The 20,992-nt window shown below is 58.4% G+C and carries 19 protein-coding genes; 12 read left to right on the top strand and 7 right to left on the bottom strand.

Annotated elements, in window-relative coordinates; genetic code table 11:
- Positions 1 to 19: 19 nt before the first annotated feature.
- Together ACR3EN_RS00610 and ACR3EN_RS00605 are read right to left on the bottom strand one after the other, a co-directional pair.
- Positions 20 to 1,306 (bottom strand): homoserine dehydrogenase, encoded by a 1,287-nt coding sequence (locus ACR3EN_RS00610; protein WP_480819547.1) that lies wholly within the window; start codon positions 1,304 to 1,306, stop codon positions 20 to 22.
- A 107-nt stretch (positions 1,307 to 1,413) separates the two neighbouring features.
- Positions 1,414 to 1,662 (bottom strand): hypothetical protein, encoded by a 249-nt coding sequence (locus ACR3EN_RS00605; RefSeq protein ID WP_480819548.1) that lies wholly within the window; start codon positions 1,660 to 1,662, stop codon positions 1,414 to 1,416.
- Positions 1,663 to 1,762: 100 nt separating this feature from the next.
- On the opposite strand from ACR3EN_RS00605, the gene ACR3EN_RS00600 reads away from it, so the two are divergent.
- Positions 1,763 to 2,350, top strand: a complete 588-nt coding sequence (locus ACR3EN_RS00600) for a TetR/AcrR family transcriptional regulator (RefSeq protein WP_480819549.1) — start codon at positions 1,763 to 1,765, stop codon at positions 2,348 to 2,350.
- A 3-nt stretch (positions 2,351 to 2,353) separates the two neighbouring features.
- Here ACR3EN_RS00600 and ACR3EN_RS00595 read toward each other — a convergent pair whose 3' ends face one another.
- Positions 2,354 to 3,265 (bottom strand): pirin family protein, encoded by a 912-nt coding sequence (locus tag ACR3EN_RS00595; RefSeq protein ID WP_480819550.1) that lies wholly within the window; start codon positions 3,263 to 3,265, stop codon positions 2,354 to 2,356.
- Between the two features lie 160 nt (positions 3,266 to 3,425).
- Here ACR3EN_RS00595 and ACR3EN_RS00590 point away from each other — a divergent pair, with 160 nt between their 5' ends.
- Positions 3,426 to 3,905 (top strand): hypothetical protein, encoded by a 480-nt coding sequence (locus ACR3EN_RS00590; RefSeq protein ID WP_480819551.1) that lies wholly within the window; start codon positions 3,426 to 3,428, stop codon positions 3,903 to 3,905.
- Here the strand turns inward: ACR3EN_RS00590 and ACR3EN_RS00585 are convergent.
- The 3 genes from ACR3EN_RS00585 to ACR3EN_RS00575 all read right to left on the bottom strand — a co-directional run bounded on the left by ACR3EN_RS00585 (position 3,902) and on the right by ACR3EN_RS00575 (position 6,762).
- Positions 3,902 to 4,465, bottom strand: coding sequence for a hypothetical protein (locus tag ACR3EN_RS00585; RefSeq protein WP_480918378.1), 564 nt, complete (start codon positions 4,463 to 4,465; stop codon positions 3,902 to 3,904). The genes ACR3EN_RS00590 and ACR3EN_RS00585 overlap by 4 nt on opposite strands.
- Positions 4,466 to 4,531: 66 nt before the next feature.
- Complete coding sequence (locus ACR3EN_RS00580; RefSeq protein WP_480843360.1) at positions 4,532 to 5,062, bottom strand: TadE/TadG family type IV pilus assembly protein; 531 nt, start codon at positions 5,060 to 5,062, stop codon at positions 4,532 to 4,534.
- The gene (locus tag ACR3EN_RS00575) at positions 5,062 to 6,762 is read right to left on the bottom strand and encodes a pilus assembly protein TadG-related protein (RefSeq protein WP_480819554.1); all 1,701 of its coding nucleotides are present in this window, start codon (positions 6,760 to 6,762) and stop codon (positions 5,062 to 5,064) included. The genes ACR3EN_RS00580 and ACR3EN_RS00575 overlap by 1 nt, the downstream gene beginning before the upstream one ends.
- Before the next feature lie 330 nt (positions 6,763 to 7,092).
- Here ACR3EN_RS00575 and ACR3EN_RS00570 point away from each other — a divergent pair, with 330 nt between their 5' ends.
- The 10 genes from ACR3EN_RS00570 to ACR3EN_RS00525 all read left to right on the top strand — a co-directional run bounded on the left by ACR3EN_RS00570 (position 7,093) and on the right by ACR3EN_RS00525 (position 19,561).
- On the top strand, positions 7,093 to 8,523 hold the full coding sequence (locus ACR3EN_RS00570) for a Glu/Leu/Phe/Val family dehydrogenase (RefSeq protein WP_480819555.1): 1,431 nt from the start codon (positions 7,093 to 7,095) through the stop codon (positions 8,521 to 8,523).
- Positions 8,524 to 8,616: 93 nt separating this feature from the next.
- Entirely contained in the window at positions 8,617 to 9,513 is an 897-nt protein-coding gene (locus ACR3EN_RS00565; RefSeq protein ID WP_480869474.1) for a hypothetical protein, read from the top strand.
- Positions 9,514 to 9,656: 143 nt separating this feature from the next.
- Positions 9,657 to 10,910: a sarcosine oxidase subunit beta family protein gene (locus tag ACR3EN_RS00560; protein ID WP_480819557.1), complete on the top strand. Its 1,254-nt coding sequence runs from the start codon at positions 9,657 to 9,659 to the stop codon at positions 10,908 to 10,910.
- Between the two features lie 55 nt (positions 10,911 to 10,965).
- On the top strand, positions 10,966 to 11,229 hold the full coding sequence (locus ACR3EN_RS00555; protein ID WP_480819558.1) for a sarcosine oxidase subunit delta: 264 nt from the start codon (positions 10,966 to 10,968) through the stop codon (positions 11,227 to 11,229).
- The gene (locus ACR3EN_RS00550) at positions 11,226 to 14,159 is read left to right on the top strand and encodes a sarcosine oxidase subunit alpha family protein (RefSeq protein WP_480819559.1); all 2,934 of its coding nucleotides are present in this window, start codon (positions 11,226 to 11,228) and stop codon (positions 14,157 to 14,159) included. Before ACR3EN_RS00555 ends, ACR3EN_RS00550 begins: the two co-directional genes overlap by 4 nt.
- On the top strand, positions 14,152 to 14,697 hold the full coding sequence (locus ACR3EN_RS00545; protein ID WP_480819560.1) for a sarcosine oxidase subunit gamma: 546 nt from the start codon (positions 14,152 to 14,154) through the stop codon (positions 14,695 to 14,697). Before ACR3EN_RS00550 ends, ACR3EN_RS00545 begins: the two co-directional genes overlap by 8 nt.
- Positions 14,698 to 14,732: 35 nt before the next feature.
- Positions 14,733 to 15,029 (top strand): hypothetical protein, encoded by a 297-nt coding sequence (locus tag ACR3EN_RS00540; protein ID WP_480528652.1) that lies wholly within the window; start codon positions 14,733 to 14,735, stop codon positions 15,027 to 15,029.
- An 80-nt stretch (positions 15,030 to 15,109) separates the two neighbouring features.
- Complete coding sequence (gene dnaG / locus ACR3EN_RS00535) at positions 15,110 to 17,059, top strand: DNA primase (RefSeq protein ID WP_480870197.1); 1,950 nt, start codon at positions 15,110 to 15,112, stop codon at positions 17,057 to 17,059.
- 114 nt (positions 17,060 to 17,173) lie between these two features.
- Positions 17,174 to 19,162 (top strand): RNA polymerase sigma factor RpoD, encoded by a 1,989-nt coding sequence (gene rpoD, locus ACR3EN_RS00530; protein ID WP_480528654.1) that lies wholly within the window; start codon positions 17,174 to 17,176, stop codon positions 19,160 to 19,162.
- A 57-nt stretch (positions 19,163 to 19,219) separates the two neighbouring features.
- On the top strand, positions 19,220 to 19,561 hold the full coding sequence (locus ACR3EN_RS00525; RefSeq protein ID WP_480843364.1) for a hypothetical protein: 342 nt from the start codon (positions 19,220 to 19,222) through the stop codon (positions 19,559 to 19,561).
- A gap of 203 nt (positions 19,562 to 19,764) precedes the next feature.
- Here the strand turns inward: ACR3EN_RS00525 and ACR3EN_RS00520 are convergent, their stop codons facing one another.
- A complete protein-coding gene (locus ACR3EN_RS00520; protein WP_480819563.1) occupies positions 19,765 to 20,778 on the bottom strand; it encodes a helix-turn-helix domain-containing protein in 1,014 nt (337 codons plus the stop codon).
- Between the last annotated feature and the right edge of the window lie 214 nt (positions 20,779 to 20,992).

Here is a 20,992-nt window from a genome sequence, read left to right as displayed (position 1 = left end):
TTTCATGCAGGCTGCAAGCTCAAACCTCTTCAATCCGCAGGGCAACCGGTTCGCCCGCGATCACATCGGTCTCGCGCAAGCCCTCAAGCGCGATGTCCAGTGTGGCGCGTGTGGTTTTGTGGGTGACGATCAGAACCGGCGCGGTGCTTTCGGCGTGGGCATACTGGCGCATCCGGTCGATCGAAACACCGGCATCACCCAAAATGGCGGCGACCTTGGCCAGCGCGCCGGGTTTGTCCATGAGGCCCAGCCGCAGATAATACGGCGCAGGTAGGCCGGTAACGGCGGGCGTAGCGTCTTGCAGCGAGGTGGCGGGGCGTCCAAAGGTCGGGATGTGCAGCCCACGCGCCAGATCGCAGACATCGCCCATCACGGCACTGGCGGTCGGGCCTTCGCCTGCACCGGGGCCGCGCAGAACGATCTGCTCGATCGAGTCGCCATCCAGCACCACCATATTCGTGCCGCCTTCCAGCTGCCCCAAGGGCGAGTCGCTGGGCACCAGACAGGGCTGCATGCGCTGAACCAGACCGCGCGCGGTGCGTTGCGCCACGCCGAGCAGCTTGATCCGATAGCCCATGTCATCGGCCTGATGGATATCATCCAGGCTGATCTGTTGAATGCCCTCAATCTCGATCCCGTCGAAGTTCGGCTTGGTGCCAAAGGCAATTGACGACAGCAGCGCCAGCTTATGCGCCGCATCGATGCCGCCCACGTCCAGATTGGGATCGGCTTCGAGATACCCAAGCTGGGCACATTCCTCGAACAACGCGTTATAGCCCAGTTCCTGTGACTGCATTCGGGTCAGGATGTAGTTGCAGGTGCCGTTCATCACCCCCATGACGCGGGTGATTTCGTTACCCGCCAACCCCTCGGTCAGAGATTTGATGACCGGGATGCCGCCGGCAACAGCGGCCTCGAACCGGATCACGCGACCAGCGGCCTCGGCCTTTTCGGCAAGTTCCTGACCGTGAATGGCCAGCAGTGCCTTGTTGGCGGTGACCACATCCTTACCGCTGGCCAGCGCCGCCTCGACCGAGGCCCTGGCGGGGCCGTTTTCACCACCCATCAGTTCTACAAAAACATCAACGTCGTCGCGCTTGGCCAGCGCGACCGGATCGGTTTCCCACGCATAATCCGACAGGTTCACGCCGCGATCCTTGCCAGCATCACGGGCCGAGACTGCGGTGATTTCGATGGGCCGCCCAGTGCGGGCCTGCAGCAGTTCCGCGTGGCGGCGGACGATCTTGACCACGCCAATACCCACGGTTCCCAAACCGGCAATTCCAAGCCGCAGCGCCTGTGTCATCCCTATGGGTCCTTTCCGCTCGAAACTCCGCCGGTGGCGGGCCATCCATTGCGGGCTGCCTTAGCGGGTTCGGGGCAGGGGTGCAATCCGTCAGAACGCAAAGCGCGCTAGTTTATCTCGGCGTTTTGAAGGGCCTCGGCACGGTTTGCCAGCGCCTCAGCGCGGGCGGTCAGCTCTTCTTCGACCTCTGCAGCCTCGCTGACCGGATCGGTAGGCGCGCCCAAAGCCGCATCCAAAGGGATCAGCTTGGGGTAGGGGGCTTTGCGCAAGGCCTCGGTCTCGCTGTCTTTTAACTCTGGGATATCAACGCAGCCAGCAGCGACGAACAGCAAAAGTACCAGTGGCAGAGGCTTCATGATGATCCTTTGGGTTGCGCCGTGACCTATGTGATGCACCTTTTGTCGAGGCGGTTCAAGCGGGCTTCTATCTGAACGTTTGTTCAGATACGGTCGGATCATGGCACGCACACAAGGCTCTCATTCCGATATAACAGGCCCGCGCATCCGTAGGGCGGCGTTGGGGCTTTTTGCGCGCCACGGCTATGCCGCGGTTTCGATGCGCCAGATCGCGGGGGCAGTCGGGGTGCAGGCGGGTGCGCTTTATAATTACACCCCCGACAAGCAGAGCCTGCTTTACGATCTGATGCGTACCCATATGCAGGACCTATCGGCTGCGTATAGCGATCTCACCCGGTTTGACGATCCAAAAGACGCCCTGCGCCAGTTCGTCGGCTTCCACATCCGCTTTCATCTGGAGCGACCGGATGAGGTCTTCATCGCATATATGGAGCTGCGCAATCTGACGCCCCCCAACTTCGCCGAGATTGAAGCCCTGCGCCGCCAGTACGAGGACTCGCTTGAAAGCATTCTGCGACGTGGCCACGAGACCGGGCAGTTCGCGGTGACCGATACCAAAATCGCCACGCTTGCGGTCATCGCGATGTTGAACGGCGTGATCACCTGGTATCGCAGCGGCGGACGGCTGTCTCTGGATGAGGTCGAGCAGGTCTATTGGGACATGGTGCGCAAGGCCGTATCCGCCTGACCCTTAGTGGGCCGGGCGGATGAACGTCCCGTTGCGCAATTCGCGAAAGGCCTGCTGTAACTCGGCCTGCGTGTTCATGACGATCGGTCCGTGCCATGCGACAGGCTCATTGATCGGAGCGCCCGAGATCAGCAGAAACCGCACGCCCTCGGGCCCGGCCTGAACCGTCACTTCATCGCCCGAGCCAAAGCGGATCAGCGTCCGGTCGCCGGACATATCGCGGATGTTGACCTCATGCCCCGCCACCTCTTTTTCCAGCAGAACGCCAGTGGGCTGCGAGGCATCGGCAAAGGCGGCCTGACCTTCGAATACATAGGCGAACGCGCGGCGATACGTGTCGATGCGAAAGGTCTTTTTCACGCCTGCCGGGATGCTGATGTCCAGATACTGCGGATCGGCTGCAATGCCATCCACAGGGCCTGTACGCCCCCAGAACTCACCCACGATTACCCGCACCGTGGTTCCGTCATCATCGACGATCTCCGGGATGTCCCGGCTTTGAACATCCTGATAGCGCGGCGCAGTCATCTTCTGATCCGAAGGCAAGTTGCCCCAGAGTTGGAACCCATGCATCTGACCGCTGGCGGTACCCTTCGGCATCTCCTGATGCAGAATGCCCGAGCCTGCGGTCATCCATTGCACATCACCCGCCCCCAGCGTCCCGCTGTTGCCCAGCGAGTCGCTGTGATCGACTGTTCCCGACAGAACATAGGTAATCGTCTCGATTCCGCGATGCGGATGCCATGGGAAACCGGCCATGTAGTCCTGCGGGTGTTCGTTCCGAAAGTCATCAAACAGCAGGAACGGGTCCAGTTCCGACGGGTCCTGAAACCCAAAGGCCCGGTGCAGTTTGACACCCGCGCCCTCCATCGTCGGCACGGCTTTGCGGGTTTCCAGAGTAGGTCTGAGCGACATCCAAGCCTCCATCATCGTTGGCTGCAAATCTAAGCCGCATGTCAGTGCAATCAATTCGCGCAGAAACACGCAGTCTGTGCAGGGGTGCTCAGATCCATCCGGGGGCTCTGTCCTTTGCGCGGCAAAGCCGCTAAAGCAGGCGGCAAAGCAGGAGAGACACATGCAAGAAGATGTTCTGGCCACTGTCGCGGCCTCAGCCCCGCGCCGCTGGATGGGGGTGGGGATGCTGACAACGGTCGGCGCGCTGGTGATTTATGTCGCGCTGGCCAGCCCGCCTCAGCTGGGGTGGCAGGTGTTTCTGCTGGTTATCGGTACTGCATCTTTCTGGCTGTCCCAGCGCATGTGGAGCGCGACCGCAGATACGATCGAGTTGACACGATCGACGTTGCGCACCGGGTCAGGGCAGGTCATCTGCACCGTCGATGAGATAGAAGCGATTGACCGGGGTATCTTTGCGTTCAAGCCGTCGAACGGCTTCCTGATCAAAACCGTTGCGCCGGCACCCAATGCCTGGGCACCGGGCCTCTGGTGGCGCTTGGGTCGGCGTGTCGGCATCGGCGGCATGACAGCGGCCGCCGAAGCCAAGTTCATGTCCGAAATGCTATCGGCGATGCTGGCCGAGCGCGGTTCAGGCGCTTAGATCGAGCCAGACTCCTCAGCATCGTCAATATCGTTGCCGACATCTTCCAGATCAATGATCAGGGTTTCAAACTCTGCACCGATCTTGTTTGTGAAGCGGGGCCGGGTGAAAACGAAATTGTCGAACGAGATATCCTTGACGATGTTTTCGTTAAAAATCGGCTGATACTTGTTTGATGTCTCAACAAGGATCAGAGTGTCTTGATTGGGCATCGGAGGCAGAGAAGTGCGAAGATGTTCAACGTTGTCGTTTGTCCATATGAACTGATACCCACGCGCTGTCGACCATTGAACGAGATGGCGATCTTTTTCCTCGTCAAAGACCAACAGCGACACGCGCATCGACAAAGGAGACCCATTGTTGATCATGCGCTTCATCAATTGGTGCAGTGAATTGATGTAAGTGTCATTGATTGTCCCAGTCTCGCGTGAGATGAGGTCGCTTACGGTGTAAGCGGCCTTCAAGTTGGACGCGCTTTGCCGAAAACCGTCGAACCACGTATATGTCCCAGTGGCGGTGAACAAAAGCAGTGGGAACATCAGGACGGCATCCAAAGTCATGGAGCCGGATTCTTTGCGCGTCAGGACTTTCAGATACTTTGAGAGTTTTGCTAGTTGTAACATCGCTTAAATCGGCTCCTGAACAAACGCGGTTGTCGCGGTAAGAGAGTATTGGCCAGACTTGTCGGATATTCCTTCTGCCATCTTCGACGTCGGGAAGATTGGATCAATACGAGCGCAGGCACGCAGGATCATGAGCTCATTCGATTGCCCATTGATGAAGTTTCTGACCGGTTTCACCTCTTCCGAGTTGTCCGTGCAATCTGGTTCTTCTTCAAGGACGATTCCTTCGAATGCACTCTGCTGAATCATCTCAAGCCGCAGGTTATTTGAACAATTTTTGATAAAAGCAGTGCGTTCACAGATGACGTCTTTGATGTCGTCATGCTCAAGGGTTGTCCCTGTACCCAAACGAATGTCTCGCACCGTCATGTCTACGGCTCTCTCAAGCATGGTCTGCTGAGCTGTTATGATTGTCAGCTCCGCGGCAGATAGAGTGAAGAGCATGAAAGCGGGAAATATGATGGCAAATTCAATTGTAGCATTGCCATTCTCCGCCTTGCGAAACCGCCGCGCGAATGAGGAAAACTTACCCATCATTGTGTCAGCCTCAGTTTGCGGATTGACGACGCGATCGACTCAAAGGCGCTTTCAAGATCCAGCCCTTTTACATTGTAGACGTGACTTGACTCAGAGCTGGCGCAATCCTGAAGCAGGCGATACCCGCTCCGAGGAGCTTCGAATGCGATACCGTAGATAATGATACCTTCGTCTTTCGCGGCGTTGCACACGTGCTTCGTACGCTGGTTCTTGGCCGAGGTTTCAACTTTTGAGAAAGCTTTTGAATACCACTCGGCCCAAGCACTGGACTGCCAGTAGAAATTGTATTCAGCATTCCAGGCCAGCGAAACGCGGTTGAACAATTCCGGATACGTCAGGCGTACAGCATCACCAGGTTCGTTGTTCTTGGCGGTTTCGGGTTCCGGGTTGCCGTATGGATGATCAGCCCACTGATTGCGCTGAGGCCAGAAGTAGTTCGGCTTACCTTGCGAGTGAAAGATTGTATAGTCGCCCTCTACATTATGACGTGTACGGCGGCCATAATCGATCCAACTGGTCAGATTTCCAGAGTCGGGATTATACCACACATCCGAGTATCCTTCGCGAAGCGACGGATTCAGCATGTATTGATCGGTGTTCTTCCCGTCGGTCATGACGATAACGACCTTCAGCACATCCGTATTGTAGTCCGTAGGACGTTGGCTGAAATTCGCTGGAACGATGGTTGATGACGAGAACTGCGGGTCCGGATCCGTCTGTTTCGACAGATCATTGACGATGCCACGCATGCTGGGGTCCAGAAGAGCGACACCCCATTTCATACCGATATCGATCGACGTGTTCCCATTGGGCGTCAGCTGGCTGATGTGCTTCAGCAGTTTGTCACGGTTGTTGGTCACAGCGGTAATGGCACTGCCAGCGCGAACAGGACATACCGGAATTCGGATTCCATTCTCTGAGTAGGTGAACGGATCAAAATGCGCGGTGCGTTCAAGTGTGTCACCGCGATGCAGGTCCGAGTCGCTATATTGTTCGGGAATAAAGTTCACGCAATGCGAATAATCGTGCTCTTGAGTGACATTCGTGAACTTATCCAGGAGATCTTCGCCCGCGTTGACCTGGGTGGCGTAGGGGACGATCGAAATCGAAATCTCGCTCTCGCCAGGCTTGTCCAGCATCAGATTAACGAATTCCGTCGCCGAATCCCGCAAAACTGCCATTTTTGAATAGAGCGGATCGGCAGACCGTTCACTCATCGACCCCGAGATGTCCAGAACCAGCGAGATTTCCACCGCGCCGATTGACTCCTCAGCCGTGCTTGCGGCCGGCGCGATCATGGTTTCGACGCCAGACAGGCGCATAAAGTGCGTATTGACGATCGTTTCTGCTGTGGCCGAGACCTTCCGTGAGCCGAAGCCCTCGACAACGGTCACATCTTTCAGCTTGTCGCCAAGACCGGCTTTGTCGAGATAGGCTTCTACAACCGCTTTCGGTGGCTCTTTTTGGTCGAGATCGGCGGCAGCAAGAACCGCGCGATCAAGCGTCGACTGAAGGGCCGCGCGATCACGCTCGTAATTCATCATATCGACGCCAATCCCCGTCGTCGCAATCATGAGCAGGAAAAGAAAGACCGTGAGGATGGTGAACGAACCCTCCTCATTTTTGGGGAATTGACGGACTGTATCAAATTTGTTGTTTGGCTTGATAGAACCAAGACTGGGCAAGTTACTCTTCATATTTGGTGACTCCGCTGAGCAGGCCGATAAAGCCCCCAAGGAAAAATTTACTGTATTACGTTAATTTCCAAACGTGGCGGGAATTGGGCGAAAAAGGCTTAGTTTAGGCTGGTTTGCGGTAATTCCGAAGATAATCCCGCGCTCCGGTGTCGCTCTGTCGTCCTGTCGTGAACAATTGTCTGAGCCCACCATTTACGACGCGACTCAGGCGCGCGACGGCAAGCTGAGTTCTCAAATTGATCAAAAAATATGCAGTTGGTGATTGCAGCCCGAGCGCAGTGGTGCGACAAAACGTCATGACATTCGTCATTTACCGGTACGGAGGATTACATGACGGCAATCAATGAACCCAGCTTTCGCGAAAGTGTAGATCTGATGTTCAACAGGGCGGCATCCTTGATGGACCTGCCGCCGGGGCTCGAAGAAAAGATACGGGTTTGCAACGCCACATATACCGTGCGCTTCGGCGTGCGCCTCCGCGGCAAAATTCAGACATTCACCGGATACCGTTCGGTGCATTCAGAGCATATGGAGCCTGTGAAAGGCGGTATCCGCTATGCGCTTGCGGTAAATCAGGACGAGGTCGAGGCGCTTGCAGCACTGATGACTTATAAATGCGCCCTGGTTGAAACTCCGTTCGGTGGCTCGAAGGGGGGCTTGTGCATCGACCCGCGTCTGTACGAAGAGCACGAGCTTGAGCAGATCACCCGCCGTTTCGCCTATGAACTGGCCAAACGCGACCTGATCAATCCTTCGCAGAACGTGCCCGCCCCCGATATGGGTACGGGTGAGCGCGAGATGGCCTGGATGGCTGATCAATACGCGCGGATGAACACGACAGACATCAACGCGCGCGCCTGTGTGACGGGCAAGCCGCTGAATGCCGGAGGCATCTCAGGTCGTGTCGAAGCGACCGGACGTGGCGTTCAATACGCGCTGCGTGAATTCTTCCGCCATCCCGAGGACATCGCGAAGGCAGGTCTTTCGGGTAAGCTGGACGGCAAGCGCGTGATCGTTCAGGGGCTTGGGAATGTGGGCTACCACGCGGCCAAATTCCTCAGCGAAGAGGATGGCGCGCGCGTCATCGGTGTCATCGAGTGGGACGGCGCGCTTTTCAACCCCGAGGGGATCGATGTCGAGGCGGTACGACAGTGGATCGTCAAGCACGGAGGTGTAAAAGACTATCCTGACGCAAATCACTCGGCTGAAGGATCTGCGGTTCTTGAAGAAGACTGCGATATTCTCATCCCGGCGGCCCTGGAAGGGGTCATCAACCTGTCGAATGCCGACCGTATCAAGGCGCCACTGATTATTGAGGCGGCGAATGGCCCGGTGACCGCGGGCGCGGATGAAATCCTGCGCAAGAAGGGCACGGTGATCATCCCCGATATGTATGCCAACGCTGGCGGTGTGACGGTGTCCTATTTCGAATGGGTCAAGAACCTGAGCCATATCCGTTTTGGCCGCATGCAGCGCCGTCAGGAGGAATCGCGCCACGAGTTGATTGTCAGCGAACTGGAGCGGTTGGACCGTTATCTGGGCGATGCTTGGTCAATGTCGCCGGACTTTAAGGCGAAGTATCTCAAGGGTGCCGATGAGTTGGAACTGGTCCGCTCGGGCCTCGATGACACGATGCGGATTGCTTATCAGGCCATGCGAGAGGTCTGGCACAGTCGTTCGGATGTCGAGGACCTGCGCACAGCAGCTTATATCGTAGCGATCGACCGCGTCTCAAAAAGCTATCGCGCCAAGGGGCTTTGACGCGACACACCCAGACAGAAACCGGACCAATTTCATTGGTCCGGTTGCAACCGCCCATCGTATACATACAAGGTGTCGAGAGGAGCGGAGCCATTGGAATTTTCCATCAGAACAGTTTTCTTGGCAGCATCGCTGTCGCTCAGCGCACCAAGCGCGATGGCGCAGGCTCCGTCAGGCTGGGGGGGCAGTGCCGAAGGCCTGGCGGTCTATCAGGGCAAGGCCGATTTGGATGACGGCGGAGATTTCAGCGCCAATCGCGCGTTCCTGCGTGGGGGCGCGATCAACCGCTTTGACGATGGGTCCTTTGCCGGTGTCCTCGTCAGCTATGGGTTGTTCTCATACGACTTTCAGCGTTCCGAAAATGCGCCGTGGGAGGATATTCGCGACATCCGGGTCACCGCGCCGATGCGCCTTATTCTGGACAATGGTGCCAGCGTGTTCATCTCGCCGCAACTGCGCTGGGATTATGAGCTGGGGGCCGATACGTCCGAAGGGTTCAGCTATGGTGCTTTTGCGGGGATTTCTTGGCAGCTGACGCCGAACCTACGGCTGGGTCCTGCGTTTGGCGTGTTTTCAGAGATTGGCTCGGGTGGCCCCGAGGTGTTTCCGGCGGTGCTTGTGGATTGGGAATTCGCTGACCGTTGGAAGCTGAGCACGGGCGGGGGTTTGGGCGCGACGCAGGGGCCGGGGCTAACCCTAGAGCGCGCGGTCTCTGACGATTTGACGGTTGGCTTGGCCGCGCGGTTCGAGAGTGTTCGCTTCCGGCTGGACGATGACGGAATTGCACCGGGTGGTGTCGGCGAGGACCGCAGTTTTCCGGTCGTGTTGTCCGTTCGATATGCCCCGAACCCCGGCGTAGCGCTGACGGCATTCGCCGGTGCAGAGTTTGGCGGCGAACTGACCCTTGAAGATGAAAATGGTCGCGAGATCAGTCAGCAGGACTATGACACAGCGCCGATCGCGGGCGTTGCTTTTCAGTTGCGCTTCTGACCTGTATTGAAAATTCGCATTCCGCTCATGTTTCGTCGCCCACGGACAAGTTGGTGTCGAAAACAGCGGCGGCGCGCCCTGATGACATTGCTACTGCTGGTCAGAGTTTGTTTGATGCCACTCAGGGCTGCAGGGAGGTCTGAATGCGTTTTTCCGGCTTTAGGATTCTCAGAGAGGGGCTGACCGGTAACAAAGGTTGGGCCCCGCACTGGCGTGATCCGCAGCCCAAGGACGAATATGACATCATCATTATTGGCGGTGGCGGTCATGGCCTGAGTACGGCGTATTATCTGGCCAAAGAACATGGTCTGACCAATGTCGCCGTGCTGGAGAAGGGTTATATCGGCGGCGGCAATGTCGGGCGCAACACGACCATTGTGCGCGCGAACTACTTTCTGCAGGGCAATTCCGAGTTCTATTCGCATTCGCTGAAACTGTGGGAAGGTCTTGAGGAGGACCTGAATTACAACGTCATGCATTCGCAGCGCGGTATCATCAATCTGTTCCACTCGGACGGGCAACGCGATGCAGCCGCGCGGCGGGGGAACATGATGATCAGTCAGGGTGATGACGCCATCCTGCTGAGCCGCGATCAGCTGCGTGAGATGTTGCCTTATCTGAATTACGACGATCTGCGGTTTCCGCTATATGGCGGGTTGTACCATCCGCGTGGCGGCACGGCGCGGCATGATGCGGTGGCATGGGGTTATGCGCGCGGCGCGGATCAGCGCGGGGTGGACCTGATCCAGAATTGCGAGGTGACCGGGATAGATATCGAGAATGGTGCCGTGCGCGGCGTTCAGACCACGCGCGGTGCGATACGGGCCAAGAAGGTTGCCATGGTTGCAGCGGGCCGATCCGGACTGGTGGCGGCGATGGCGGGCATGCGCTTGCCCATTGAAAGCCATGTTCTGCAGGCCTTTGTGACCGAGGGGCTGAAGCCTTGTATCGATCACGTCGTGACCTTTGGCATGGGGCATTTCTACATTAGCCAGTCGGACAAAGGCGGTTTGGTTTTCGGCGGCGATCTGGATTTCTATGCCTCTTATGCGGCGCGGGGGAACCTGCCCACGGTGGAAAGCGTGATGGAGGCCGGGGTCGCCCTGATGCCGATGATCGGCAAGGCAAGGGTGCTGCGATCCTGGGGCGGGATCATGGATATGTCGCCGGATGGCTCTCCGATCATTGATCGCACCGATATCGACGGGCTCTATCTGAATTGCGGCTGGAACTATGGGGGGTTCAAGGCGGTGCCGGGTTCGGGCAACGTGTTTGCGCATCTGATTGCGACGGATCGGTATCATGAGAATGCGACCGGGTTCCGGCTGGATCGCTTTCGGACCGGGCGGGGGATTATTGATGAAGAGGGCAAGGGCTCTCAACACAATCTGCATTGAGGGTGGCGATGTTGGATTTGAGTATTTTTAAAAAGATGAAGCCACGGGTGCGGGTATGAGGGTTACCTGTCCCTATTGCGGTGAGCGTGATCGGCGCGAGTTTTACTATCGTGGCGCGGCGGTGGATCTGGATCGTCCGGCCCCGGATGCGGGGGATGATGCCTGGGATGGTTTCGTACATCTGCGTGACAATCCTGCAGGTGTGACTAGGGAGCTTTGGTATCACGAAGGCGGCTGCGGCGCGTGGATCGTTGTGACGCGCGATACGGTCACGCATGAGATGTTGGGCTCTCAACTGGCGTCCGAGGTGAAGGCATGAGGATTTCGGGCAAGGGACTGGTTGATCGGACGCAAACGGTGCCGTTTGTTTTTGATGGCGTCGGTTACGAAGGGTTTCAGGGGGACACGCTGGCCTCCGCCCTGTTGGCCAATGGCGTGAAGCTTGTGGGTCGGTCGTTCAAGTACCACCGCCCGCGCGGTATTCTGACAGCAGGCAGCGAAGAACCCAACGCGCTGGTGACGGTCGGCCATGGGGGCGGACAGGAACCGAACGTGCGGGCCACAATGCAGGAGATTTACCCCGGGCTTGAGGCGCGCAGCCAGAACCGCTGGCCGAGCCTTGGGTTCGATGTCATGGCGCTTAACGATCTGGCCGCGCCGTTTCTGGGGGCGGGCTTCTACTACAAGACCTTCATGTGGCCGAAAAGCTTCTGGGAAAAGCTTTATGAACCCGTGATCCGCCGTGCTGCAGGGCTGGGCGCGTTGTCCGGCGAGGATAATGCCGACAAGTACGAGAGCGCCTATGCCTTCTGTGATCTGTTGGTCATTGGTGCCGGGCCTGCGGGGTTGATGGCCGCACTTACCGCCGCGCGCGCCGGGGCGGATGTCATTCTGGCGGATGAAAACGCGCGGATGGGCGGGCGGTTGTTGGCCGAAACCTATGAGGTGGATGGCAAGCCGGGCCCTGTCTGGGCGGATGAGGTTCTGGCGGAACTCAGCGGCATGGACAATGTGCGTCTGATGACCCGCACCACGGTCGCGGGTGTCTATGATCAGGGCACCTATGCGGCGCTGGAGCGGGTGTTGCATCATTCGGATCGCCGCCCGAACGGGGCGCCGCTGGAAACGTATTGGCGGATCGTGGCGAAGCGATCTGTTCTGGCCGCAGGCGCGTTGGAGCGCCCGGTCGCCTTCCGCGACAATGACCGTCCGGGGATCATGGCCGCCGGGGCCGTGCGGGCCTATCTGAACCGTTGGGGCGTCAGCCCGGGGCGAAATGTGACGATCTTTGGCAACACCAATGACATTCACCGGACCGCGCGGGATTTGTTGAACGCCGGTGTACATGTCGCCGCAGTGATCGACAGCCGCCATGATGCGCTTTTGTCTGATGAGTACGAAGTGCTGCGCGGTGCTCAGGTCTGTGGCAGTTCCGGTCGCAAGGGGCTGGAATCGATCACGGTGCGGCGTGCCAGCGGTGAGGAGCGTATTCATACCGACTGTCTGGCGATGACCGGCGGATGGAATCCCTCGGTCCACCTGACCTGCCATATGAATGGCCGTCCGACCTGGAAGCGTGAGATCGAAGGGTTTGTGCCCACACCCGGCGCTGTTCCGGGCATGGTGACGGCAGGGGCTTGCAACGGCGCGTTCTCGACCGCGTCCTGCCTGCGGGAAGGGGGTGAGGCGGCTGAAAGCGTACTGGCTGATCTGGGTTTGAAAGCGCCTAAGACCCTTCTTCCGCAGGCCGAGGATACGCCTTATGAGATTACTCAGCTTTGGGCCGTTCCCGGCAAGGGGCGCGCGTGGCTGGATTTTCAGAATGATGTGACGGTGAAAGACGTCAAACAGGCCGCGACCGAGAACTTCCGGTCCGTCGAGCATATGAAGCGTTACACCACGCAAGGTATGGCGACTGATCAGGGCAAGAACTCGAACGTGGCGGCGCTGGCCATTTTGGCCGATGCCACCGGGCGAGGGATACCCGAGACCGGGACCACCACGTTCCGCCCGCCATATTCCCCGATTGCCATTGCGGCGCTGGGCGCTGGTGCGGAAGGAAAGGGGTTCAAACCTCAGCGCTTTACCACATCGCATAAGGCGACCGTGGCGCGGAAGGCGCCTTTGATCGAGGCAGGTCTGTGGTACCGGCCCAGCTATTTCCCGCAGGACGGAGAGACCAACTGGCGGCAATCCTGCGACCGTGAGGTCAATATGGTGCGTCAGGCGGTTGGGGTGTGCGATGTCTCGACGCTTGGCAAGATCGACATTCAGGGGGTCGATGCGGGGGCATTTCTGGATTTAGTCTATACGAACATGTTCTCGACCCTCAAGGTCGGTCGTGCGCGGTATGGCCTGATGCTGCGTGAGGATGGGTTCGTCATGGATGACGGCACCACTGCACGACTGGGCGAGACGCACTACCTGATGACTACGACCACCGCTGCAGCGGGTGAGGTGATGAAACATCTGGAGTTCGTGCATCAGGGCCTGCGTCCCGATCTGGATGTCTCGTTCACCTCGGTGACCGAGCAATGGGCGCAATTCGCTGTGGCCGGGCCGAAATCGCGCGAATTGCTGAACGACCTGCTGGATACTCCGCTGGATGATGAAAACTGGCCGTTCATGGCCTGCGGGGCGGCCTCGGTCCTGGGCGTTCAGGGACGTCTGTTCCGGATCTCATTCTCGGGCGAGCATGCCTATGAAATCGCCGTGCCCGCGCGCTATGGCGCAAGCCTGTTCGACATTCTGACCGAACGGGCCGAGGCGCTGGGCGGAGGCCTTTACGGGATGGAGGCACTGAACGTTCTGCGCATCGAGAAGGGCTTTATCACGCATTCCGAAATCCATGGTCGGACAACCGCATATGATATCGGCATGGGGCGGATGGTGTCGCAGAAGAAAGACTGTATCGGCAAGACCATGTCCGAACGTCCCGGTCTGGAAGAGGCAGGGCGCGAACGGTTGGTTGGGCTGAAACCCATCGGGGAAAGCAAGGAATTGCTGGCCGGAGCGCATCTGTACAACGAAGAGGCCGAGCCGGTGCGCACCAATGATCAGGGCTATCTGACCTCGGTCTGCTATTCGCCCACGCTCGGGACCATGTTGGGGCTTGGTTTCCTTGCGGACGGGCCGGACAGGTACGGGGAAATCGTGAAGATGGTCGATCACCTGCGCGGCGTGACAACCCTGTGTGAAGTGGTGAACCCGGTCTTCTTTGACCCCGAAGGAGGGCGCGTTCGTGGATAGACTGATCGCCAAAACCCCCTGCGACGGGCTGCTGCCGTTGACCGTTGGCTCTGTGACACTCAGCGAAGAGGATGCGGGCGCGATCCACTCGATCTCACCCTACAAAGGCAAGCAAAAGGCGGTGTCGGAAGCGTTGAAAGCTGCGCATGGAATGACTTATCCGTCAGCCAATCGGGCGACGGGAAAGGCTGGTGCGCGGGCGATCTGGTTCGGCCCGTCCCATGCAATGCTAATGGGGCCTGTGCCCGATGCGGTGCTAGGTGAACACGCGGCCGTCGTGGCTCAATCGGATGCGTGGACAGTTGTCCGGTTAGAGGGCGCCGGCGTCGAGGACGTGCTGGCCCGCGTGGTACCTGTTGATCTGCGCAGCGCACAGTTCAAGCGGGGACACACCGCCCGGACTTTGCTGTTTCACATGACAGCTTCGATCACCCGTGTCGGAGGAAACGCATTTCAGATCATGGTCTTCCGGTCCATGGCTGAGACATTGGTTCACGATTTGAAAAGGGCGATGGAAGGCGTCGCCACACGCCGGTAAACTGCCCGGAACGAAACGAATCCTCGGAGAACTTTATGTTGCGTATCGCCATTGTCGCGGCCCTGCTTGCCACCCCGGTAGTTGCTCAGGAAACCAAGGAGCAAAGCTGCAAGTATCAGGCAGAGGTTGTGGCCGCGATCCAGAAGGCGCGCCTTGATCGGGTCAAGGAACGGGACGTGGCGCAGGCCGTCGCTGACAGTGGCCCGACATGGCCCGAGAATTATAACGCGGCGGTCCCGCTGATCACGCCGTGGGTTTATGAACAAAAGATGCGCGACGTGCGAAACAAGGACCTTGGTGCAGCGTGGCTGGAGCTGTGCCTACAGCAGTAATCCACAAGGCGCGCATTTCCTTGTGGACAACCGCGCGCCTTCCCCTTGGCGGGCGTTTTCATTTCTGGCAGGTTTGACCCATGTCTTTGCCCCCCGGATTTCTGGATGAACTGCGCACGCGCCTCAGCCTGTCTCAGGTTGTCGGGCGCAAGGTCATGTGGGACCAGCGCAAGTCCAATCAGGGCAAGGGGGATATGTGGGCGCCGTGCCCGTTTCACCACGAAAAGACAGCCTCGTTCCACGTCGATGACCAAAAGGGGTTCTATTACTGTTTCGGCTGCCATGCCAAAGGCGACGCGATCAGTTTTGTGAAAGAGACCGAGAATGTCTCGTTCATCGAAGCGGTCGAGATTCTGGCGCGTGAGGCCGGGATGCCGATACCCGCGCGTGATCCCAAGGCGCAGCAGAAACAGGACCGCCGCGCGCAACTGGCCGAGGTGATGGAGCAGGCGGTGCAGTTTTTCCGCCTGCAGCTAAAGACCGGGGCAGGGGCGGCGGCACGCGATTATCTGACCCGCCGGGGCTTGAATGCGCAGGGGCTGGACCGGTGGGAGATCGGCTTTGCCCCCGATGGCTGGCAGGCGCTGTGGGATCATCTGACCGGCAAGAACGTGGCCGAGGATCTGATCCTGGGGGCCGGGCTGGCGAAGCCGTCGAACAAGCGTAAGAAGCCCTATGACACCTTCCGCAACCGGATCATGTACCCAATCCGCGATCCGCGCGGGCGGTGCATCGCGTTTGGCGGTCGGGCGATGGACCCCAATGACAACGCCAAATACCTGAACTCGCCCGAGACCGAGCTGTTCGACAAAGGCGGCAGCCTCTATAACCACGGCCCCGCGCGGCAGGCGGCGGGGAAGGGGCAACCGTTGATCGTGGCCGAGGGGTATATGGATGTGATCGCGCTGGCGGAGGCCGGGTTCGGCGCGTCGGTCGCGCCTTTGGGAACGGCGATCACCGAGCATCAGTTGCAACTGCTCTGGCGGATTTCCGATGAGCCGATCATCGCGCTGGACGGCGACACGGCGGGCCTGCGCGCTGCGATGCGGGCGGTCGATCTAGCTTTGCCGTTGTTGGAAGCGGGCAAGTCCCTGCGCTTTGCCCTGATGCCCGAAGGTAAGGACCCTGACGACCTGCTGCGCGCCGAAGGGCCGGGGGCGGTACAGGCCGTTCTGGAAGGCGCAATTCCGATGGTCAAACTGCTGTGGCAGCGCGAGACGGACGGCAAGGTCTTCGACAGTCCCGAGCGTAAGGCGGCGTTGGACAAGTCGCTGCGTGAGAAGATCAAGCTGATCCGCGATCCCTCAATCCGCTCGCATTACGGACAGGAAATTAAGGACCTGCGCTGGCAATTGTTTCGCCCACAGCGACAATCGCCAAATCGTCAATGGCAACCGCGTGGCAAGTGGCAACCGCAGGCGCAGCCCGCGACACCGGGCGCGCGGGCGTCGTTTCTGGCCTCATCCGAGAACGCAGATATTCAACTGCGTGAAGCGGCCATTCTGGCAATTGCCATTCTAAATCCGCAGGTTGTCGTGCAATTCGAAACCCAGCTTGAAGAAATGGAGTGCCACGATCCCGACCACGCGGCGCTGCGTGGGGCGATCCTGCGCCATGCGATTGACGACCCCGAAAACCTGCAGGACCACATCATGCAAACTTTGGGGCCTGAACCCCTTGAAAACCTGCTGACCCTTCGCCATGTGGCAGTGATCCCCTGTGTGTATAAACCGGGCGACGTTGAAAAGGCCGAAATGACGCTGGCCGAGGAACTCGCAAAGATCAAAGCGCTCCGGGGGTTGGATGCTGAGATTGCCGAAGCGGCGGAGGAACTGTCTGATCTGGCCGATGAGGCGCTGACATATCGGCTGGCGCAAGCCGCCGAAGAGCGTAACCGCACAAGCCGCAGCCAGAATGAGGACAGGGCCGTTTTCGACATCGCCGACAATGGTGCGCGAATCAACCGCGACGAGAAAGACGCGTTTGAGGCCATCATGTCTGGTATCAATTTCGAGCGGAAACGCCGGTAAACTGGTGTTTTCGTAAGGCACTGGAAAAGAAAAACAGGTAAACGGGTGGCCGAATCACTTCTACGCGCTAATGATTCGGCTTTAACGAATCACCCATCCCTGCAGGAGCATTGAATGGCCGCCAAGGATACGAACGAAGACCGCAAATCCGACGAGCAGGAACAGGAAATCTCGCTGGACATGAGCCAGGCCCAGGTCAAGAAGATGATCGCCGAGGCCCGCGAGAAAGGCTACATCACATACGACCAGCTCAATCAGGTGCTGCCGCCTGATCAGGTCAGCTCGGAACAGATCGAAGACGTGATGTCGATGCTGTCCGAGATGGGCATCAACATCATCGAAGATGAAGAGGCCGAGGAAGAAGAAAACAAGGGTTCAACGGAACTGGTCACCACGGAAGGCCCGCGCGAGGTTGCGCTGGCCGGTGCCGCGACCGAGAAACTGGACCGTACCGACGACCCCGTGCGCATGTATCTGCGCGAGATGGGATCGGTCGAACTGCTGAGCCGCGAGGGCGAGATTGCCATCGCCAAACGGATTGAGGCGGGGCGGAACACCATGATCGCCGGGCTGTGCGAAAGCCCGCTGACCTTCCAGGCGATCACCATCTGGCATGACGAACTTCTGTCCGAAGACATTCTGCTGCGCGACGTCATCGATCTGGAAACCACCTTTGGCAACCAGATGGACGAAGACGGCGATGTGTCCGAGCCGGTCGTCGATACCTCGGCGGTGCAGGCGGCGAAGCCTGCCAAGGATGAGGGCCCCGAGCTGGATGCCGATGGCAATCCGATTGCCAACGATGACGACGATGATGACGACGATCAGGCCAATATGTCCCTCGCCGCAATGGAAGCGGCGCTGAAGGATCAGGTTCTGACCACGCTTGAGCGAATCTCGACCGATTTTGCCATGTTGTCCGAGATGCAGGACAGCCGGATTTCGGCGACGCTGAACGAAGACGGTTCGTTCAGCGAAAAGGACGAGGACACCTATCAGAAGCTGCGCGCCGAGATTGTCGAGTTGGTGAACGGCCTTCACCTGCACAACAACCGGATCGAGGCGCTGATCGACCAGCTGTATGGCATCAACCGCCGCGTGATGTCGCTGGACAGTTCGATGGTGAAATTGGCCGACCAAGCCCGCATCAACCGGCGTGAGTTCATCGATGCCTATCGTGGCCGTGAGCTTGACCCGAACTGGCTGTCCGAGATGGCCGAAAAGCCGGGCCGGGGTTGGCAGATGTTCATCGAACGCTCGACCGAGAAGGTTGAGGAACTGCGCAACGATATGGCTCAGGTCGGGCAATATGTTGGTCTCGATATCCCTGAATTCCGCCGCATCGTGCAGCAGGTTCAAAAAGGTGAGAAAGAGGCGCGGCAGGCCAAGAAGGAAATGGTCGAAGCCAACCTGCGTCTGGTGATCTCGATTGCCAAGAAGTACACGAACCGCGGCCTGCAATTCCTTGATCTTATTCAGGAAGGCAACATTGGCCTGATGAAGGCGGTTGACAAGTTCGAATACCGCCGCGGTTACAAGTTCTCGACCTATGCGACCTGGTGGATTCGTCAGGCGATCACGCGGTCTATCGCGGATCAGGCGCGGACCATCCGTATTCCGGTGCACATGATCGAAACGATCAACAAGCTGGTTCGGACCGGTCGTCAGATGCTGCACGAAATCGGCCGAGAGCCGACGCCGGAAGAACTGGCCGAAAAGCTGCAGATGCCGCTTGAGAAAGTGCGCAAGGTGATGAAAATCGCCAAAGAGCCGATCTCACTGGAAACGCCCATCGGCGACGAAGAAGACAGCCAACTGGGGGATTTCATCGAGGACAAGAATGCCGTGCTGCCTCTGGACAGCGCCATTCAGGAAAACCTCAAGGAAACCACGACCCGCGTTCTGGCTTCGCTCACCCCGCGTGAGGAACGGGTTCTGAGGATGCGCTTTGGCATCGGCATGAACACCGACCACACTCTGGAAGAGGTTGGTCAGCAGTTCAGCGTGACCCGCGAACGTATCCGCCAGATCGAGGCGAAGGCGCTGCGCAAGCTCAAGCATCCCAGCCGGTCGCGAAAACTGCGATCTTTCCTGGATCAGTAGTCAGGGAGCAGAAGTCTAGTGCCTGAAGAGGACGCCCATTTTCATTGGGCCGAAGGCATGAAATATGTCACTGAGGGGCTTAAGGCGCTGTTTTTGTTAAATGGTGTGGCCACTGTCTCAGTATTGACATTTATTGGCAATGAGAACACCAGCGATAGTCGGTTGGTGTTTTCAATGGCATGCTTTGCACTCGGGGCGCTGTTTAGCATCATGTCGTTCTTTAGCGCGTACATGGCCCAGCTTGGATATGGAAACGACAACCAGGCCTTTGCCGGTAAATGGCACAATTGCACTTACCTTATGGTTTTCTTCTCGATGTTAGCTTTTTTGGCGGGTGTGTGCTTAGCTGGATATGCGTTTCTTAGTTTTGGGTTCGGATCGAATATAATGCCCAAGTAAGCACTGCTACTGGGATCGTTCCTGGATCAGTAAGTCAAAGGCGCCCGGGGCGCCTTTTTCTTTGCCTCGCTCACGCTGTCCAAACTTCAAATCAATTTGGCGAGAACGCGCAAGGATCGCTGCGGGGCCCTCTCTATATCACCGGTGTCCACTCATGGGACAGGCCGGGGCGAGGTGGCAACGCTGATGACCCTCGGCCACCCTCACCTCAGGGGATGGTCGACGCGATTGCGAAATGCACTGGGGGCTTGCCCGGTCCAGCGTTTGAACGCGGTGGAAAAAGCAGCCTGATCGGAATAGCCCAGCGCATAGGAGATTTCGGACAGGGACATGCCGTTCTTGATGAAGGTCTGTGCAAGATCGCAGCGCAAATCCTCGACAATCTCGCGATAGCTGGTGCCCTCATCTGCCAGCCGACGGGCCAAGGTGCGCGGGCTGAGGCCCAGTTGCGCGGCGGCGTCCTCGGCCTGAATGAGACCGCCGGGCATCGACCCGGTGATCAGCCCCTCGACCCTGGCTCGTGTTTTCTGGCGCGGGGATTGCCGCTCGGCCAGCAGGCGTTCGCCATATTCCAGAAGATGGGTGCGCAGGCTGGGATCGTAAGTCGGGATCGGGATCTCCAGCGAGGGTAGGGACAGGATGATCTCCAACCGCTCGGCCCCGAATGTAACGGGGAAACCGCCGATTTTCTCAAACCTGCCAGCGTGTTGCCCGACCTCGTGCTGAAACCGTATTTCAATCGGATGCAGCTGGGTCTGTGTCAACGCTCGCATCCGCGCGATGGCGGCAAACAGCAAGAATTCGGTACGGCGGTGATAGCGGGAAAAGCCGGGGTCCTTCCAATCAGCCTCAAGCGAGGCGGAATTGCCCGAGACGCGCAGGCGGAAGGCCAGAGCTGGATCGATGATGCCATGAAACCGCGCGGTGTTTTCCATGACCTGTTTCAGATCACGCGAGTATTTACTGATATAGGCCGTGATGCTTGACGAGGCGTTGAATCCCAGCCCGGCGCGCGCGCCAAAAGTAATATCGGCCACCGCGTCGCAGGCATGGCGAACAAACTGCGCCTCTTTATGCGCACTGTATAGCGTGGCGGGCGGTGCAATCTGAGAGCGGTCCAGATCGCAGCGACTTAGCACGCGATCAACGACTGAGGTGCCCACCTGTTCCTCAAGCGTGCGTGACAGCAACTGAATTCTCGAAATGTCGACGTCCATCTGAAACCAAACACTGTTAACCCACACAGCCTAACGCCAAATCTGCGCTCAGTGCGAGTCTTTCAGATGTCCAATCCGCACAAGGAGTTGACCGAAATTGCCAAGACATGCCGGTGGATCCCGGCCTAATCTCTAGATGTTGTCGGGTCAGCGCCTCACGGGGAAGAGGTCAGAGCCTGGGCGAATGGTCCACCAAACCGTTTCAACGGGTTCC

The sequence above is a fragment of the Ruegeria sp. G7 genome, assembly GCF_056535465.1.
Note: the sequence above shows the minus strand (reverse complement) of the source record. Positions and strands in the feature narration are given on the sequence as shown.